The organism is Vibrio sp. L5-1, assembly GCF_021728315.1.
GTDB classification, from domain to species: Bacteria; Pseudomonadota; Gammaproteobacteria; order Enterobacterales; family Vibrionaceae; genus Vibrio; species Vibrio splendidus_K.
Genome location: NZ_JAKKCQ010000009.1, coordinates 117,125 through 133,436, shown reverse-complemented (window position 1 = coordinate 133,436; position 16,312 = coordinate 117,125). Strand labels below are relative to the sequence as shown.

The following is a 16,312-nucleotide window of genomic DNA, read 5'->3' as shown; positions in this document are numbered from 1 at the left end:
TGCTACAACTCTAGTATGAAATTAGATTGCCAGTAAAATGAACGAACTGCAAGCAATGAGGCATAGGGATGTTAAAAAAAAGTGATAACAAAATGACAGAGCAAGCTTATTGGTGCGTCGTTTCAGGTAGTGATATTTGGGTTAATAATGATCAGTTTCCTTATGGCTCAGCAGAGGAGCTAGGGCTGAGTGTCGAGCATGCAATCTGTATTGGTCAGCATCAAGGTCGTAAGGTGTATTGGCTCAACGACTGTGATGTTGAGAGTGAGCTGACCATGATAAACCTACGTGAGTTATTACACTGGCCTGAATCGAGTTTTCTAACAGCAAGCAAAGCTATCCAGTATGGGCACATGACGCAAAGTATGCGTTTTTGCCCTCAGTGTGGCGGTCGTAATCACCTCAATCATAATCAGGTGGCGATGCAATGCGGAGATTGCCGAACGCTTCATTACCCTCGTATCTTCCCGTGCATCATTGTCGCTGTACGAAACGACAACAAGATATTGCTTGCACAGCACCCAAGACATAAAACAGGTATGTATACCGTGATAGCGGGCTTCCTAGAGGTTGGAGAGACCTTAGAGCAGTGTGTGGCAAGAGAAGTCAAAGAAGAGACAGGCATCGATGTCAGTAATATCCGTTACTTTGGCAGCCAGCCATGGGCTTTTCCGTCGAGTATGATGATGGCCTTTCTGGCTGACTATGCTGGTGGGACGCTTAAACCAGATTATAGTGAATTGTCGGATGCCCAATGGTTTGATGTAACAAGCCTGCCTGATGTTGCACCAGTAGGAACGATTGCGAGACAATTGATTGAGAAAACTGTGGGTGACGTGGCGAAAGATGATGTGACGGAGCAGACGATAGAGTACTAATTTACCTATGATAGTATTTGGCCTATAGGTGGTCAAAAGCTAAAAAAAACCCTCCACAAGTGGAGGGGGTAAGTAAGATGTCGTTATGAGATGCTGAGTAGTGACTACTCAGATGTTATAATTGTAATTTTCGCTAGCGAACAAATTTTTAACATGCTCCTGCAATTGGGTGCAAATTAAGCATTGATTTAAAAGTTAATAACTTGATCTAGGTTGCAAAGCACACAGCTTTTACCCTTCAATCAGTGTTAGAATACTTGCCATCAAAACTAGACAAGATTGAATTGGAATTTAACGGAATGACCGAATTAAAAAACGATCGCTATTTACGCGCACTTTTAAAACAGCCTGTTGATTACACACCAGTATGGATGATGCGCCAAGCTGGCCGCTATCTTCCAGAGTACAAAGCAACGCGCGCTGAAGCTGGCGATTTCATGTCTTTGTGCAAAAACGCTGAACTGGCATCAGAAGTAACACTTCAACCTTTACGTCGTTTCCCGCTTGATGCGGCAATCTTGTTCTCTGACATCCTAACTATCCCTGATGCAATGGGCTTAGGCTTGTACTTTGAAACTGGTGAAGGTCCTAAGTTTGAACGTCCTATCACATGTAAAGCTGACGTAGAGAAGATTGGCCTACCTGATCCAGAAGGAGAGCTTCAATACGTAATGAATGCCGTTCGTCAGATCCGTAAAGATCTGAAAGGCGAAGTGCCATTGATTGGTTTCTCTGGTAGCCCTTGGACACTGGCAACTTACATGGTAGAAGGCAGCAGCTCGAAGGCGTTTACTAAGATCAAGAAGATGATGTACGCAGAGCCACAAACACTTCATTTACTTCTAGATAAACTGGCTGACACCGTTATTGAATACCTGAACGCGCAAATTAAAGCGGGTGCACAATCGGTAATGGTATTCGACACATGGGGTGGTGTACTTACTCCGCGTGACTACAACCTGTTCTCACTACAGTACATGCATAAAATTGTAGATGGCCTAATCCGTGAAAACGAAGGTCGCCGCGTACCGGTTACTCTGTTCACTAAGAACGGTGGCATGTGGCTAGAATCTATCGCAGCGACTGGCTGTGATGCGGTGGGTCTAGACTGGACAATCAATATTGCGGATGCAAAAGCGCGTATTGGCGATAAAGTGGCTCTACAAGGCAACATGGACCCATCAGTGCTTTACGCACAACCTGAGCGTATTCGTGAAGAAGTCGGCACTATCCTTGAAGGTTTTGGTGACGGCGGTACTGGTCACGTATTTAACCTTGGCCATGGTATTCACCTAGATGTGCCACCAGAGAATGCTGGTGTATTTGTGGACGCAGTTCATGACCTATCTAAGCCATACCATAAGTAATTAAGTATGTGTTTTTAGAAAAAGCGCTGTCGAGAAATCGGCAGCGCTTTTTTATTACCTTTTTATCCGCATCCAATATCGGCTTCATCATCGTGGATGTGCAGCTAATTAGGTATTTGGATCATAGTAGGCCAATTGCTCCGAGATGTGCTTTTGGATGTAAGGAATAACGTCATTTTCAAACCAAGGGTTCTTCTTAATCCAGATATTATTGCGTGGTGAAGGGTGAGGTAGCGGTAAAAAATCAGGTGCCCAAACCTGCCAGTTACGTACTGTTTCTGTGAGCGTACTGGTGGTTTTATTTGTTAGGTAATAGTTTTGTGCGTATTGGCCAATCAGCAGTGTCATTTGGATGTTGGGTAGCGATTGCAGCACTTTGTTATGCCAAAGCTCCACACACTCTTTACGTGGTGGGAGATCGCCACTCTTTCCTTTTCCCGGATAACAAAACCCCATTGGAACAATCGCGACTTTTTGCTCGTCATAAAACGTATCGCTATCTATCCCTAACCATTCTCTTAATCGTTCGCCACTGGCATCATTCCAAGGGATCGATGACTCATGAACCTTGATGCCGGGTGCCTGCCCAATGATAAGCAAGCGCGCGTTTGGATGCGCTTGAATCACCGGGTTAGCACCGTGTGATAGGTGAGGCTCACAAGCTCGGCATTGTCGAATCTCTTTGAGTAACGATGAGGGCATCAGTAACCTTTATCAAAATCGATGACATGGTTAAGTTTAAAGCCATCTCGCCACTGTTGGTAATTCTCGGCGAAGATCTCCACCACCTGTCTTGGCTCACTTAGAGCCGCAATGTGTGGGGTGATGGTTACTTGCGGTAACTTCCAAAACGGGTGTTCTTGCGTGAGGGGTTCGGATTCAAAGACATCCAAGAAAGCGTGTTCAACCCATTTATTCTTAATCGCAAGCAGTAACGCTTTATTGTCTACGCTTTCCCCGCGACCGACATTAAACAACAATACGTTAGAGCAGTAGCTTAAGGTGGTTTGATTCAGTAGTTGGTATGTCTCATCCGTTGATGGCAGTGTGTTCACCACAATATCTGCTTGTTTGAGGGCGGCTTCTAATTCATTAATGTGGAAAGTGTCTTTGAAGGTCTCTTGCTTTGATGGGATACCTGTCCGATTGACCCCAATCGTATGGATACCAAACGCAGAAGCGGCTTTCGCCAAATGGCTGCCAATTGAACCTGTTCCCAAAATCACCATGGTTTTGTCGGTTAGGCTAGTATAAAGCTGTGGTTGCCAGTTTCGCTGTTGTTGTTGCTGGTGGTAATGAGTGAAATGCCTAAAGTGGCTGATTGTGTAACCCAATACGTATTCGGCAATGGCAGGGCCGAAGATGCCTTTGACGTTAGTCAACGTGTAGTCCTGACGTAAATTCGGTTGGGTTAATTTGTTGATCCCTGCATAGATACTTTGCACCCAATCCAGATGCTTAAACTCATCAAGACGCTCTGCGATCAGCGGAGGAGAGGCCAAGATGATCTCCGCTAACTCGGGGTTTGAGGTGATTTCTAGGTCAGGTAAATCTCGGTTTACAATCAGTTGCGTGTAAGTATCGTCATGCTCGGTAAGAATATAGAGCTTATTCGTAAAATTGTTCATCGGCCTACCTTTTCCATCCTAGGTTTATCAAGTACACTTTCGCTGTCTTTTTCTGCAATTATTGAGTGACTATGCTTCAGAATCCACTGCAGGTTCGTCTAGAAAAGTTAGAACCTTGGCAACAAATTACCTTTATGGCGTGTCTATGTGAGCGTATGTACCCTAACTATGCCATGTTTTGTGAGAATACAGAATTTGCGGAAGCTCGAATCTATCGTGATGTGTTGGATAGCATTTGGGAAATCCTAACCGTTAAAACGGCAAAGGTGAATTTTGAGCGTCAACTTGAGAAAGTTGAAGAGCTATTCCCTAGTGGTGATGATTTTGATTTTTATGGTGTTTACCCAGCAATGGATGCATGCCAAGGTTTAGCTACACTTATTCATGGATTACTTGATCGTGAGCATATGCTTGAAGCTGTGATTAAAGTGAGTCAACAATCGGTGAAGACGGTTGCTGAGCTTGAGTTTGCTCAAGGCGCTGAAGAAGTAACGAACGAAAACCAGAAAGAAAACGAAGCCGTGTGTGAAGAGTGGGACGTTCAATGGGCCATCTTCCGACCTCTACGTGAAACGACCGAGCGTGACCTAGATCTGATCAAAGATCTACGCCACGAACTGCGTGAAGACCCAGTAAGTAACATTGGTGTAGCGTTATAATTCGCTATCGCACCAAAGTACGAATAAAAACAAAGGCTCCCTAGGGAGCCTTTGTTGTATCTGACGGTATCAAATTGAGATTAAGCGTCTTTTTTGTCTTCTTTTTGAACCTTGTCTTCATCCGCTGACTTTGAGTCTGAGGTGTCGTTGTCTGTTAGAGTTTTTTCCTCTAGCTCGTCCTCTTCATCGCGGTTTTCGATAACACCGTGTGTTTCTTTCCATTGTTCCCAACGTTGAAATGCCAGTTCTTGCATGTCAGTTGTCTTATCTGCCTCGTCGACGATCTCTTCGCCCACTAGGTGCTCAAAGATATCTTCTAGGGTGATGATGCCCTGAATCGTACCGTACTCGTCAACCACTAAGGAAAGCTGCAGGCGGTTTGCCATCATTTGGTCAAAGGCTTTAGCCAAGCCCATATTGTTCAGCAACACGTGGATAGGGCGCATTACTTCACCCAGAGCTTTCTCGCCACAACCCGCTTGTTGTAATCTAAATAGCTCCAGACGGTGTACAAAACCAATGATGTTGTCAGTTTGCTCGCTGTAAACCAATGGGCGCGAGAATGGTGTGTCTTTGTGTTGCTCTAGGAACGTATTCACGCTCATTTCGGCATCGACGCGGAATACAACAGGGCGCGGCGTCATTACTTGAGTCACGGGCACATCTTGAATGCCTAATAGGTTGCTCAGAATTTTTGATTCGCCTTCAGCAAACTCACCACTCTCTTTTGCCAAAATAGCCATTGCAGACAGCTCATCACGCATTTTTGGTGCTTGGTGGCCACGAGCAAGACGTTTGGTGATCTGTTCTGAGAACCAGACAAACGGTGTTAGAAAGAAAACCATCCAGCGAAGTACGTTTGATGATGCTGGAGCAAGTTGGCGCCAGTAGGTTGCACCAATGGTTTTTGGAACAATCTCAGACAAAACCAAAATACCCAAAGTCAGTACGGCAGAGAATACACCTAACCATTGGCTACCAAAAACCACAGCCGCTTGTGCACCTGCCGTCGCAGCACCGATTGTGTGCGCGATGGTGTTGAGCGTTAAAATTGACGCGAGTGGGCGGTCAATGTCTGTTTTCAGTTTGTCTAAAGACTCTGCTGCAGGGTGCCCATTTTGTTTTAGTTGAGCAATATAGCTCGGACTAATACTCAAAAGTACAGCTTCTAAAACAGAACAAATGAAAGAAACTCCAATAGCAATGGAGACGTAAATAGTTAGCAGCAGCATGTTTGCCCTTAAATTAAATTGTACGCTTTAGCAGCGATTCAGCGTGGATTATAGAGATAAAGTAGTGGCTAGGTCATCATTAATTTGCCTCTCAGCCCCTTTTAAACAAGGGCTTGCTCAATAAAATCAGTAACAAATTGTGAGTTATTACTCATATTATGGCTAAAACTACGGCATTAGAGCTAAAGATCGACGACAAACCTTTGCCAGATGGGGCATTTATGTTTTAGAGTAAATTGAATTCAAAAATACAAAGAAGGGAAACCTAAAATGAACAAGACTCAATTAATCGACTTTATTGCTGAAAAAGCGGACCTTTCTAAAGCACAAGCTAAAGCTGCTCTAGAAGCGACTCTTGGCGGTGTTACAGATGCTCTTAAAGATGGCGATCAAGTTCAGCTAATTGGTTTTGGTACTTTTAAAGTAAACCACCGTGCAGCTCGCACTGGTCGTAACCCAAAAACTGGTGATGAGATCCAAATCGCTGCTGCAAATGTTCCAGCATTTGTTGCAGGTAAAGCGCTGAAAGATTCAGTGAAATAATCTAAACTGTACCGAGGTAGTCGTATTCCACCTCGGTACAGGTTTTTATGAAAAAAGCATTTCTTCTCGTTTCACTATTATCTACATTCCTCATTGGCTGTTCATCAACCAGCCCCAGCAAAAACCTAGAGCAATTTGAAACTCACACCGGCGGCCAAGTCATGGGCGACGCGACAAGTTTCTACTGGGTCACCAACAAGCTAACACAACCTCATACTTCTGCTGACTATGTCACCATGGGCGATTACGGCTGGTACAAAACTGACTATGTTTGGTCGGAAGATGTGCTTCGTGAATTTGTACGTGAAGGTGAACTACGCGATGATTCACTGGCGTTGGTTCCATATCGTATACATGTGCGCTTTAATCAGTCTGGTGAGGCTGTGTATCAACAGTATCGTATTGGTAAAAAAGTATTACCGTTACAGTCGGTTCAACTCGACAGATATAAACAGGAAGCGACATCCGTTCTCGATGTTACCGAGAAGCAAAATGATGAAGGATTAGAGCTTTTGCAGGGCTATTGGAATGGCAAAACGTTTCAGACTTGTTCTGGTAAGCAGTTTGATGACTTTGAGTTCAACCAAACATTGCCTAATTTTGTGATTAACCGTTTATCGTCTGTAGAGAGCTATGGTGCTTTTGTCGGTAAAGCGTCTTTGAGAAAATTGTCGGTTGCTGAGTTTTTGATATTGGCAGATGAAAATCATGAGTGTGTATCAAGGCCCTCATTGCTGAAAGAATAGAGATCGCTTGAACAGTATCAGAGTATTTGGCCTACTATAGGCCAAGTGCTGATTAGTCAGTACAAGTACCACTAATCGATGAAAAAGGCGCCTGTTGAGGCGCCTTTTCTTTTATTCAATTGCAGTCATTCATTTGCTGATATTCGAATCTAGCCGAATGATGATGTTGATTACTGTTCTTGCTCGCGCGCAATCGCACGGTAACCGATGTCATTGCGGTGGAACATACCATTCCAGCTAACTTGCTTAGTTAACGCGTAAGCGCGCTCTTGAGCCTCAGAAACCGTATTGCCCAGTGCTGTTGCACAAAGTACACGACCGCCGTTTGTCACTACGTCGCCAGCTTCATTATTTGTCGTACCTGCATGGAAAACCTTTTGGCCTTCAACTTCGCTTGTTGGTAGTGAAATAACGTCACCTTTTGCGTAGTCAGCAGGGTAACCACCAGCCGCAAGAACAACACCGATAGAAGCGCGTGGATCCCACTTCGATTCTGCTTCGTCGAGCTTCTCGTCGATAGCCATTAGGCAAAGTTCAACAAGGTCTGACTCCATACGCATCATGATAGGTTGCGTTTCTGGATCGCCGAAGCGGCAGTTGTATTCGATAACTTTAGGTGTGCCGTCAGCATCGATCATTAGGCCAGCGTAAAGGAAACCTGTGTAAGGTGCGCCTTCCGCATCCATGCCACGTACCGTTGGGTAGATAACTTCCTCAAGGATACGGTTGTGGATTTCTGGAGTTACCACTGGAGCTGGAGAGTAAGCACCCATGCCACCTGTGTTAGGGCCTGTATCTTTGTCGCCAACACGTTTGTGGTCTTGGCTGGTGGCCATAGGAAGGACGCTAGAACCGTCAACCATTACGATGAAGCTTGCTTCTTCGCCTTCAAGAAATTCTTCGATAACCACGCGGCTGCCTGCTTCGCCAAAGGCGTTGCCCGCTAGCATGTCTTTGATTGCGTCTTCTGCTTCTTCAAGTGTCATCGCAACGATAACGCCTTTACCCGCGGCAAGACCGTCAGCTTTCACTACGATTGGAGCGCCTTGCTCGCGAACGTAAGCGATAGCTGGCTCAATCTCAGTGAAGTTTGAGTAGTAACCTGTTGGGATCTCATGACGAGCTAGGAAGTCTTTAGTGAATGCTTTAGAGCCTTCAAGCTGTGCTGCGGCTTGAGTAGGGCCAAAGATTGGCAAACCTACTTCGCGGAATGCATCAACCACACCGATAACCAATGGTGCTTCAGGACCCACGATAGTCAGTTCGATTTTTTTCTCTTGAGCAAACGCGACTAAACCAGCGATGTCTTCAACGCCGATGTTTACGTTCTCTAGTTTCGGCTCAAGCGCAGTACCTGCGTTACCTGGAGCAATGAATACTGTTTCAACGTTTGGGTTTTGTGCCGCTTTCCAACCAAGTGCATGCTCACGACCGCCGGCACCGATAATAAGTACATTCATGTTTTAAAATCCTTATAGCTGCTTCAGAGCCTTTATTTCTGTGTCAAACATGCTCACTTATGTTCATAAGCTCCGCGTGTTTTCCTTGAACTAAAGTCGCTGACTTGCTCTACGTATTTCAAATATCGGAATATTTAAAAAACAAAATTATAAGTTTTGCTCAAAGTAGTTGGTGATGTGGCTAGGCAGCAATTGAGCCCATCCCCGGGAGCATAGTCCACTATGTGACCGGGGTGGGCGAAAGCAGCTAACGACGCCACAGTGCCAAATACGAAGAGGAAATTAGTGGCGGAAGTGACGCATGCCAGTAAAGATCATCGCCATGCCGTGTTCGTCTGCTGCTGCGATAACTTCGTCATCACGCATAGAGCCACCCGGTTGGATAACACACTTGATACCCGCTTCAGCTGCCGCGTCGATACCGTCACGGAATGGGAAGAATGCATCTGATGCCATTGCACATCCTTCAACAACCAAACCTTCGTCAGCAGCTTTGATGCCTGCGATTTTCGCAGAGTAAACGCGGCTCATTTGGCCAGCGCCGACACCAATCGTCATGTCGCCTTTCGAATAAACGATAGCGTTAGACTTAACGTACTTCGCTACTTTCCAGCAGAATAGAGCATCTTTTAGCTCTTCAGCCGTTGGTTGACGCTTAGAAACTACTTTTAGGTCGTCTTCAGAAACCATGCCTTGGTCGCGGTCTTGAACTAGCAAACCACCGTTAACACGCTTCACGTCAAAGCCAGTCGTCTTCGTTGTCCACTCACCACACTCAAGTAGGCGAAGGTTTTTCTTAGCCGCTACGATTTCTACTGCTTCAGCAGAAACAGAAGGTGCAATGATAACTTCAACGAATTGACGTTCAGTGATAGCCGTTGCTGTTGCCGCGTCTAGTTCACGGTTGAATGCGATGATGCCGCCAAATGCAGATGTAGGGTCTGTTTTGAATGCGCGGTCGTAAGCTTCTAGGATGTCTTCACCTAGTGCAACACCACATGGGTTAGCGTGCTTAACAATTACACATGCTGGCTGATCGAACTCTTTCACACATTCAAGTGCTGCGTCAGTGTCAGCGATGTTGTTGTAAGAAAGGGCTTTGCCTTGAATTTGGCGAGCAGTAGAAACAGATGCTTCTTCAGGGTTCGCTTCAACGTAGAATGCTGCTGCTTGGTGGCTGTTCTCACCGTAGCGCATGTCTTGCTTCTTCTCGAACTGTTGGTTGAACGTGCGAGGGAATTTGCTCTCTTCATCGCCTTCCTTGTTCGCGCCGTAGCTAGGAACCATAGTGCCGAAGTAGTTAGCGATCATGCCGTCGTAAGAAGCCGTGTGCTCAAATGCCGCGATAGCGAGGTCGAAGCGAGTCTCTAGGGTTAGAGATTGCTCGTTAGCGTCCATTTCAGTGACAACGCGCTCGTAGTCGTGTGCGTTTACAACGATCGCTACGTCTTTGTGGTTTTTCGCTGCAGAGCGAACCATTGTAGGGCCACCGATGTCGATATTCTCAACAGCGTCAGCAAGGGTACAACCTTCTTTAGCAACGGTTTCTGCGAATGGGTATAGGTTTACAACAACCATATCGATAGGGTTGATACCGTGAGTTTCCATCACGTCATCATCTTGGCCACGACGGCCTAGAACACCACCATGAACTTTAGGGTGCAGAGTCTTAACACGGCCATCCATCATTTCTGGGAAACCAGTGTAGTCAGATACTTCTGTAACAGAGATGCCTTTTTCAGCAAGCAGGCGAGCAGTGCCACCGGTAGATAGGATATCTACACCACGGTTAGCAAGAGCTTGTGCAAATTCAACGATACCAGTTTTGTCTGATACGCTGATGAGAGCGCGGCGAATTGGACGAGCGTTATTCATGCTTCCATCTTCCTCAAATTCATGGGGTTAAAATAAAGATATTTGCCAAAAAAGAACTTGTTTCTATCTTCTTAGCGTGGATTATCTTAGATACCAGCAAGAGATAAAATATTGGCCAGTTTTGGTAAAGACCTTTTGGGTTAGTCTTATGATTAAGCTATAAGATAACCAACTCCAAATTTGATGGCGCAGATTCTAACTAATTTATTACAAAAAAGCTCGCGCAATCGTTTGGCATCTCAAAATTAATTATGAAAAGTGCCATTTCAGCCTGAAAAGTAACGATAAGGTTAATTGTGGAATGGACGGAACAGTAGGAAAAAACATGTTTCAGATCGGTGAATTAGCGAAACGATGCGGTGTGACAGCCGATACCTTACGATTTTATGAGAAGAATAACCTGATCGCGCCAGCCAGTCGCAGTGAGTCGGGTTATCGCCTATATGATGAAAATAACCAGAAACAGGTGACGTTTATTCTCAAATCTAAAGCGTTGGGACTGAGTCTGGACGAGATTAAAGAATTGCTTGAGATTCGTCTCGAAGCCACACAGCACAGTTGCGCCGAAGTGAAATCAATTACCTCAGCAAAACTAGAGATGATCGATGAGAAGATTACCGAGTTAACCAAGATTCGCACTGCACTTAAAAAGATCAATGATGCGTGTTGTGGCCACGTAGACGACGATGCAAGCCATTGTTCTATTCTGGCAGCCTTGGATTCAGCAAACGTTGATAAAGAGCGCTGCTGTCGCACTGGAGAGTAATCAGCCACCTATTACGGTTCGACAAGCCAAAAAAAAGCCAAACTCAAAAAATGAGCTTGGCTTTCCATTCAATAAATTACGAAAGAACGATTAGTTCATGCCGTATTTTTTAAGTTTCTTGCGAAGAGTACCGCGGTTAATACCCATCATGGTTGCTGCGCGAGTTTGGTTACCGCGAGTGTACTGCATGATAGTGTCTAGTAGTGGCTGTTCAACTTCAGCTAATACTAATTCGTATAACTCGCTGACTTCTTGACCGTTTAATTGAGCAAGGTAATTTTTCAATGATGCTTTAACTGAGTCACGTAGTGGTTTCTGCGTGATTTGGTCTTGTGATGTAACTGTAGTTACTGTCAATGCTTCTGAAGTCAGATTTTGTTCGAACATATTCGGTCTAGCTCTTCTCGTAATTATGGTGCAACGTTATCAAAAAAACCTTCTAGCGCTTCAAGCTGCAGATCACCTGCTTCGAATGCGTTGAAGGTACGGCGAAACTCACTCGCTTGTTCATGTTCTTTTAGGTACCAACCCACATGCTTACGAGCAATTCGGGGGCCTAAAAACTCGCCATAAAACTCATGTAGAGCGTTCACATGACCAAGCATGATGTATTTCACTTCCGAAATCGGGAGCGGGTCCATCGTGGTGCCGTTTTCCAAATAGTGTAGGATTTCGTTAAAAATCCAAGGACGTCCTTGGGCAGGTCGACCTATCATTAAAGCATCAGCACCGGTGTACTCCAGCACAAACTTCGCTTTTTCCGGGCTATCGATATCACCGTTAGCGATAACCGGAATAGATACTGCTTGTTTCGCTGCTTTAATGTGTTTGTATTCTGCCTCACCTTTGTACATACAAGCGCGAGTTCTCCCATGAAGGGCAAGAGCTTGTATGCCGCAGTCTTCGGCTATTTTCGCGATTTGAACACAGTTTCTGTTGTCTGTGTCCCAGCCTGTGCGCGTTTTCAACGTTACTGGAACGTCGACAGCATTTACCACCGCTTTCAGAATATCTTCAATGAGTTCTGGATGCTGCAGTAGGGCTGAGCCCGCAAGCTTCTTATTCACTTTTTTGGCTGGACACCCCATGTTGATATCGATGATTTGCGCACCGTTATCGACATTAAATTGAGCAGCCTCGGCCATAAGCTGTGGATCTGCACCAGCGATTTGTACTGAACGAATGCCCGATTCGCCTTCATGTACCATACGCTGCTGAGACTTTGACGTTTTCCAAACTTTAGGATTGGAGGACATCATTTCACTGACTGCCATCCCCGCACCGTAACGAAGACACAACTCACGGAATGGTCTATCCGTTACGCCAGCCATAGGAGCGACGATTAGATTGTTCTTAAGTTGATAATTTCCGATTTTCAAAAATGTCATCACAGTTCTGTACCAGCAAGGGCGCGCATTTTACGCATTTTTTCGCTGCGTGAAAAGACTAATATTTGAGCATTTACAATTTGTTTTTGTAATTTGTTTAAATTTCAGTCAATTAGCGCTCAAAGTCTTACCTAGCCTTGCTTCTGACCTGAGATTCGACACCATTCTTGTTGTTCAATGATCGGATCAATGTGAAGCTCATCACGATAATAAGTCGCAACATCTTCCGCTTGTGTATCTAAAACACCCGACATCGCAAGTACACCATTTGGCTTAACTAGGCCTTTAATGATGCCAGAAAGGTCGCGTAATGGGCCTGCAAGGATGTTGGCAACAACAACGTCAGCAAGTAAACCTTCCGGTTGATCTTGTGGTAAGAAGACTTCTAGTTGCTCTGCCACGCCATTGCGTTGTGCGTTGTCTTTTGATGCAAGCAGGGCTTGAGGATCAATGTCGATCCCGATGACTTTTGCCGCGCCAAGTTTGATCGCAGCGATCGCTAGGATGCCTGAACCACAACCGAAATCGATCACGGTTTTGCCTGTAAGGTCTAAGCCTTCAAGCCACTCAAGACACAATGCCGTTGTCGGGTGAGTACCTGTACCAAATGCAAGACCGGGATCCAGCATTACGTTTACAGCGTCAGGTTCAGGGATATCGCGCCAGCTAGGGCAGATCCATAAACGCTCACCAAACTTCATTGGGTGGAAGTTGTCCATCCATTCACGTTCCCAATCCTTGTCTTCAATTTGCTCTACTTTATGAGCAAAGTCTGCAGGGAACATGTTGCTTGCTTTAATCTGCGCTAGAACGACACTAGTATCAGTCTCAGCGTCGTAAAGCGCGAGAATGTCAGTATCACCCCAAAGGCGAGTTTCACCCGGCAGAGGCTCAAATACAGGAGTATCTTGTGCATCCAGGAAAGTTACGGAAAGAGCACCAGTCTCTTCCATTAACATGTCGCCGATTTGTTCGGCATTTTCATTGGTCGCATTAAGCTTGATTTGAATCCAAGGCATGGCTGCATCTTCTATATGAGAAAAATTGGATGGGGAGTCTAGCAGAAAATATGAGCAAATTCATCAAAACACCGCGGATTATAAGAGGGATTATTGATTGATTTTTGCGAGTGTTTAAAAACAAAAATGCCCACCGAAGTGAGCATTTATTACTGTTCTACAGAGAACGTATTACGGAAGACTAGCTTCTATTGCAGACCAAGCTTCTTCTCAAGATAGTGGATGTTTGCCCCACCGTGTTGGAAGTTTTCGTCATTCATAATCGCTAATTGCAGCTCAGTATTGACGTTGATACCTTCAACAATCATTTCTGCTAGTGCGTTCTTCATACGTGCAATCGCTACGTCACGGTTCTCACCGTAAGTGATCAGCTTGCCGATCATTGAATCGTAGTGAGGTGGTACTGTGTAGCCAGTATAGATGTGAGATTCCCAACGAACACCCATACCACCTGGAGCATGGAAGCGCGTGATCTTACCTGGAGATGGTAGGAAACGAACTGGGTCTTCCGCGTTGATACGACATTCGATTGAGTGGCCGCGCAGCTTAATATCATCCTGTGTGAATGATAGAGGCTGACCAGCAGCAATGCGAAGTTGCTCTTTCACTAGGTCGATACCCGTTACCATTTCAGTAATCGTGTGCTCAACCTGGATACGAGTGTTCATTTCGATGAAGTAGAACTCACCGTTCTCGTATAGGAATTCAAATGTACCTGCGCCGCGGTAACCAATCTCAAGACATGCACGAGTACAACGGTCACCGATGTACTTACGCATCTCTTCAGTGATACCCGGTGCTGGCGCTTCTTCCACAACTTTCTGGTGACGACGCTGCATTGAACAGTCACGCTCACCTAGGTGGATAGCATTGCCTTGACCATCTGCAAGCACTTGTACTTCAATGTGACGTGGGTTTTCTAGGAATTTTTCCATGTAAACCATGTCGTTATTGAAACATGCTTTTGCTTCAGCACGAGTCATTGCGATAGCTTCTGTTAGTTCTTTTTCAGTACGAACAACACGCATACCACGACCGCCGCCGCCGCCAGATGCCTTGATGATTACAGGGAAACCAATGCGCTTAGCGTGCGCTTTGTTTTTCACTTCATCATCATCAAGAGGGCCGTCAGAACCCGGTACACAAGGTACGCCAGCTTTCTTCATTGACGTGATAGCTGACACTTTGTCACCCATCATGCGAATGGTTTCAGCTTTAGGGCCAACGAAGATAAAACCACTGCGCTCTACCTGTTCTGCAAAATCTGCATTTTCAGATAGGAAGCCGTAGCCAGGGTGAACAGCTACTGCACCTGTAACTTCAGCTGCGCTGATGATACGAGGGATGTTTAGGTAGCTATCGATACCACGAGCTGGACCGATACAAATGGTTTCGTCAGCAAGCAGTACGTGCTTAAGATCGCGGTCAGCTGTTGAGTGAACCGCTACCGTTTTGATGCCAAGCTCTTTACATGCTCGCAGAATACGCAGTGCAATTTCACCACGGTTCGCGATTACTAATTTATCTAACATAATGAGTGCTCTCTATTATTCGATAATTACTAGAGCTTGGTCGAATTCTACTGGTTGACCGTCTTCAACTAGGATAGCCGTTACAACACCAGATTTATCAGCTTCGATTTGGTTCATCATTTTCATTGCTTCAACGATACATAGCGTTTCGCCAGCAGTTACAGATTGACCAACCTTAACGAATGGTTTTGCATCTGGGCTTGGAGCGCCGTAGAAAGTACCAACCATTGGAGAAAGAACTTGGTGACCAGCTGGAACCGCAGGAGCTGCTGCTTCTGCTGCTACAGGTGCCGCCGCAGGTGCTGCTGCTACAGGAGCTGGAGCCGCTGCATATTGAATAGGCGCTGCAGATACAGGGCTGTTACGACTGATTCGTACTGACTCTTCACCTTCAGAGATCTCTAGCTCAGAAATACCAGACTCTTCAACCAATTCGATTAGCTTTTTGATTTTGCGAATATCCATTGTTTCTTTCTCTTTATCTGTTGATTGAACTTACTCTTTGACTGAGTAGGTTAGTAATAGTTCGTTGTTTTTATTTACTTTGCGTTGAGCTTGTTGAGCGCAGCCGTCAAAGCAAATTGATAACCTTGGGCACCTAAGCCACAAATCACACCTTCTGCTTTATCAGATAGATAAGAGTGGTGACGGAATGGTTCACGTGCGTGAACATTCGATAGATGAACCTCAATAAATGGGATAGCAACACCAAGTAGTGCATCACGCAACGCCACACTGGTATGTGTAAAGGCCGCTGGGTTGATAATAATGAAATCAACATTTTGATAAGCACTATGGATAGCTTCAATCAGTTCATACTCACGATTTGACTGTAAGTGAGACAGCTCAACATCTTGTGTTTTCGCTTGCTCGGTCAAAGAGCTAATAATCTGGTCAAGTGTTTGAGAACCGTAGTGTGCAGGCTCTCTAAGGCCTAACAGGTTAAGGTTTGGGCCATTTAAAACTAGAATGCGAAACTTTGTAGACATTGTGGGGCTATCTTCCTTTATCGTGTTTACGAATGTGAATGTTGCCATTTTATTGAAAATTTGGGGTTAATTTCCAGTAAGAAAAACCCAAATTTAAAAATTAGAACCAGATTATAGCTAATTCAGCGCAAATCGCAGCAATTTACTGGTCTAATCTCCTATAAGTACGGCATGAAATTGTTATCAACTTAACAAAAAACCGCGATTGCCTTAATTTTATCGAAGATATT

17 protein-coding genes are annotated in these 16,312 nt (G+C 45.1%); 6 read left to right on the top strand and 11 right to left on the bottom strand.

The window, feature by feature from the left end; all coding sequences use genetic code 11:
* Nucleotides 1–68: 68 nt before the first annotated feature.
* Together nudC and hemE are read left to right on the top strand one after the other, a co-directional pair.
* Entirely contained in the window at nucleotides 69–878 is an 810-nt protein-coding gene (nudC, locus tag L3V35_RS22440) for an NAD(+) diphosphatase (RefSeq protein WP_237300683.1), read from the top strand.
* A 299-nt stretch (nucleotides 879–1,177) separates the two neighbouring features.
* On the top strand, nucleotides 1,178–2,245 hold the full coding sequence (hemE, locus tag L3V35_RS22435; RefSeq protein ID WP_004729761.1) for a uroporphyrinogen decarboxylase: 1,068 nt from the start codon (nucleotides 1,178–1,180) through the stop codon (nucleotides 2,243–2,245).
* A 108-nt stretch (nucleotides 2,246–2,353) separates the two neighbouring features.
* Here hemE and L3V35_RS22430 read toward each other — a convergent pair whose 3' ends face one another.
* Both L3V35_RS22430 and L3V35_RS22425 read right to left on the bottom strand, forming a co-directional pair.
* Nucleotides 2,354–2,947 (bottom strand): uracil-DNA glycosylase family protein, encoded by a 594-nt coding sequence (locus L3V35_RS22430; RefSeq protein ID WP_146456957.1) that lies wholly within the window; start codon nucleotides 2,945–2,947, stop codon nucleotides 2,354–2,356.
* Complete coding sequence (locus tag L3V35_RS22425; protein WP_237300682.1) at nucleotides 2,947–3,873, bottom strand: D-2-hydroxyacid dehydrogenase; 927 nt, start codon at nucleotides 3,871–3,873, stop codon at nucleotides 2,947–2,949. The genes L3V35_RS22430 and L3V35_RS22425 overlap by 1 nt, the downstream gene beginning before the upstream one ends.
* A gap of 71 nt (nucleotides 3,874–3,944) precedes the next feature.
* Between L3V35_RS22425 and L3V35_RS22420 the strand changes: the two genes are divergently transcribed.
* Nucleotides 3,945–4,532 (top strand): DUF416 family protein, encoded by a 588-nt coding sequence (locus L3V35_RS22420; protein WP_136977257.1) that lies wholly within the window; start codon nucleotides 3,945–3,947, stop codon nucleotides 4,530–4,532.
* Between the two features lie 80 nt (nucleotides 4,533–4,612).
* On the opposite strand, the gene L3V35_RS22415 is transcribed toward L3V35_RS22420, so the two are convergent.
* Complete coding sequence (locus L3V35_RS22415; RefSeq protein ID WP_017077566.1) at nucleotides 4,613–5,764, bottom strand: hemolysin family protein; 1,152 nt, start codon at nucleotides 5,762–5,764, stop codon at nucleotides 4,613–4,615.
* A 270-nt stretch (nucleotides 5,765–6,034) separates the two neighbouring features.
* On the opposite strand from L3V35_RS22415, the gene hupA reads away from it, so the two are divergent.
* The gene (hupA, locus tag L3V35_RS22410; RefSeq protein ID WP_004729753.1) at nucleotides 6,035–6,307 is read left to right on the top strand and encodes a nucleoid-associated protein HU-alpha; all 273 of its coding nucleotides are present in this window, start codon (nucleotides 6,035–6,037) and stop codon (nucleotides 6,305–6,307) included.
* A gap of 47 nt (nucleotides 6,308–6,354) precedes the next feature.
* Complete coding sequence (locus tag L3V35_RS22405) at nucleotides 6,355–7,053, top strand: DUF1481 domain-containing protein (RefSeq protein WP_171316694.1); 699 nt, start codon at nucleotides 6,355–6,357, stop codon at nucleotides 7,051–7,053.
* A 170-nt stretch (nucleotides 7,054–7,223) separates the two neighbouring features.
* On the opposite strand, the gene purD is transcribed toward L3V35_RS22405, so the two are convergent.
* Both purD and purH read right to left on the bottom strand, forming a co-directional pair.
* Entirely contained in the window at nucleotides 7,224–8,513 is a 1,290-nt protein-coding gene (gene purD, locus L3V35_RS22400; RefSeq protein ID WP_017108605.1) for a phosphoribosylamine--glycine ligase, read from the bottom strand.
* Between the two features lie 282 nt (nucleotides 8,514–8,795).
* Nucleotides 8,796–10,388 carry a bifunctional phosphoribosylaminoimidazolecarboxamide formyltransferase/IMP cyclohydrolase gene (gene purH / locus L3V35_RS22395; protein ID WP_237300681.1) on the bottom strand — a complete coding sequence of 531 codons (1,593 nt, stop codon included), beginning with the start codon at nucleotides 10,386–10,388 and terminating at the stop codon, nucleotides 8,796–8,798.
* Between the two features lie 325 nt (nucleotides 10,389–10,713).
* Here purH and zntR point away from each other — a divergent pair, with 325 nt between their 5' ends.
* Nucleotides 10,714–11,154 (top strand): Zn(2+)-responsive transcriptional regulator, encoded by a 441-nt coding sequence (zntR, locus tag L3V35_RS22390; RefSeq protein ID WP_029222059.1) that lies wholly within the window; start codon nucleotides 10,714–10,716, stop codon nucleotides 11,152–11,154.
* Between the two features lie 90 nt (nucleotides 11,155–11,244).
* Here the strand turns inward: zntR and fis are convergent, their stop codons facing one another.
* From fis to aroQ, 6 genes are all read right to left on the bottom strand, one after another.
* Nucleotides 11,245–11,541, bottom strand: coding sequence for a DNA-binding transcriptional regulator Fis (gene fis, locus L3V35_RS22385; protein ID WP_004729744.1), 297 nt, complete (start codon nucleotides 11,539–11,541; stop codon nucleotides 11,245–11,247).
* 23 nt (nucleotides 11,542–11,564) lie between these two features.
* On the bottom strand, nucleotides 11,565–12,533 hold the full coding sequence (gene dusB, locus L3V35_RS22380) for a tRNA dihydrouridine synthase DusB (protein ID WP_054548258.1): 969 nt from the start codon (nucleotides 12,531–12,533) through the stop codon (nucleotides 11,565–11,567).
* A 140-nt stretch (nucleotides 12,534–12,673) separates the two neighbouring features.
* Nucleotides 12,674–13,561: a 50S ribosomal protein L11 methyltransferase gene (prmA, locus tag L3V35_RS22375; RefSeq protein ID WP_054548247.1), complete on the bottom strand. Its 888-nt coding sequence runs from the start codon at nucleotides 13,559–13,561 to the stop codon at nucleotides 12,674–12,676.
* 188 nt (nucleotides 13,562–13,749) lie between these two features.
* Nucleotides 13,750–15,093: an acetyl-CoA carboxylase biotin carboxylase subunit gene (gene accC / locus L3V35_RS22370; protein WP_004729738.1), complete on the bottom strand. Its 1,344-nt coding sequence runs from the start codon at nucleotides 15,091–15,093 to the stop codon at nucleotides 13,750–13,752.
* Between the two features lie 15 nt (nucleotides 15,094–15,108).
* Nucleotides 15,109–15,558: an acetyl-CoA carboxylase biotin carboxyl carrier protein gene (accB, locus tag L3V35_RS22365; RefSeq protein ID WP_017083823.1), complete on the bottom strand. Its 450-nt coding sequence runs from the start codon at nucleotides 15,556–15,558 to the stop codon at nucleotides 15,109–15,111.
* A 74-nt stretch (nucleotides 15,559–15,632) separates the two neighbouring features.
* Nucleotides 15,633–16,082 carry a type II 3-dehydroquinate dehydratase gene (gene aroQ, locus L3V35_RS22360; RefSeq protein WP_004729735.1) on the bottom strand — a complete coding sequence of 150 codons (450 nt, stop codon included), beginning with the start codon at nucleotides 16,080–16,082 and terminating at the stop codon, nucleotides 15,633–15,635.
* Nucleotides 16,083–16,312 lie beyond the last annotated feature (230 nt).

Bases quoted from the DNA above. Each gene is read 5' to 3' on its own strand.
- nudC (WP_237300683.1), top strand. From the start codon at position 69: ATGTTAAAAAAAAGTGATAACAAAATGACAGAGCAAGCTTATTGGTGC.
- hemE (WP_004729761.1), top strand. From the start codon at position 1,178: ATGACCGAATTAAAAAACGATCGCTATTTACGCGCACTTTTAAAACAG.
- L3V35_RS22430 (WP_146456957.1), bottom strand. From the start codon at position 2,947: ATGCCCTCATCGTTACTCAAAGAGATTCGACAATGCCGAGCTTGTGAG.
- L3V35_RS22425 (WP_237300682.1), bottom strand. From the start codon at position 3,873: ATGAACAATTTTACGAATAAGCTCTATATTCTTACCGAGCATGACGAT.
- L3V35_RS22420 (WP_136977257.1), top strand. From the start codon at position 3,945: ATGCTTCAGAATCCACTGCAGGTTCGTCTAGAAAAGTTAGAACCTTGG.
- L3V35_RS22415 (WP_017077566.1), bottom strand. From the start codon at position 5,764: ATGCTGCTGCTAACTATTTACGTCTCCATTGCTATTGGAGTTTCTTTC.
- hupA (WP_004729753.1), top strand. From the start codon at position 6,035: ATGAACAAGACTCAATTAATCGACTTTATTGCTGAAAAAGCGGACCTT.
- L3V35_RS22405 (WP_171316694.1), top strand. From the start codon at position 6,355: ATGAAAAAAGCATTTCTTCTCGTTTCACTATTATCTACATTCCTCATT.
- purD (WP_017108605.1), bottom strand. From the start codon at position 8,513: ATGAATGTACTTATTATCGGTGCCGGCGGTCGTGAGCATGCACTTGGT.
- purH (WP_237300681.1), bottom strand. From the start codon at position 10,388: ATGAATAACGCTCGTCCAATTCGCCGCGCTCTCATCAGCGTATCAGAC.
- zntR (WP_029222059.1), top strand. From the start codon at position 10,714: ATGTTTCAGATCGGTGAATTAGCGAAACGATGCGGTGTGACAGCCGAT.
- fis (WP_004729744.1), bottom strand. From the start codon at position 11,541: ATGTTCGAACAAAATCTGACTTCAGAAGCATTGACAGTAACTACAGTT.
- prmA (WP_054548247.1), bottom strand. From the start codon at position 13,561: ATGCCTTGGATTCAAATCAAGCTTAATGCGACCAATGAAAATGCCGAA.
- accC (WP_004729738.1), bottom strand. From the start codon at position 15,093: ATGTTAGATAAATTAGTAATCGCGAACCGTGGTGAAATTGCACTGCGT.
- accB (WP_017083823.1), bottom strand. From the start codon at position 15,558: ATGGATATTCGCAAAATCAAAAAGCTAATCGAATTGGTTGAAGAGTCT.
- aroQ (WP_004729735.1), bottom strand. From the start codon at position 16,082: ATGTCTACAAAGTTTCGCATTCTAGTTTTAAATGGCCCAAACCTTAAC.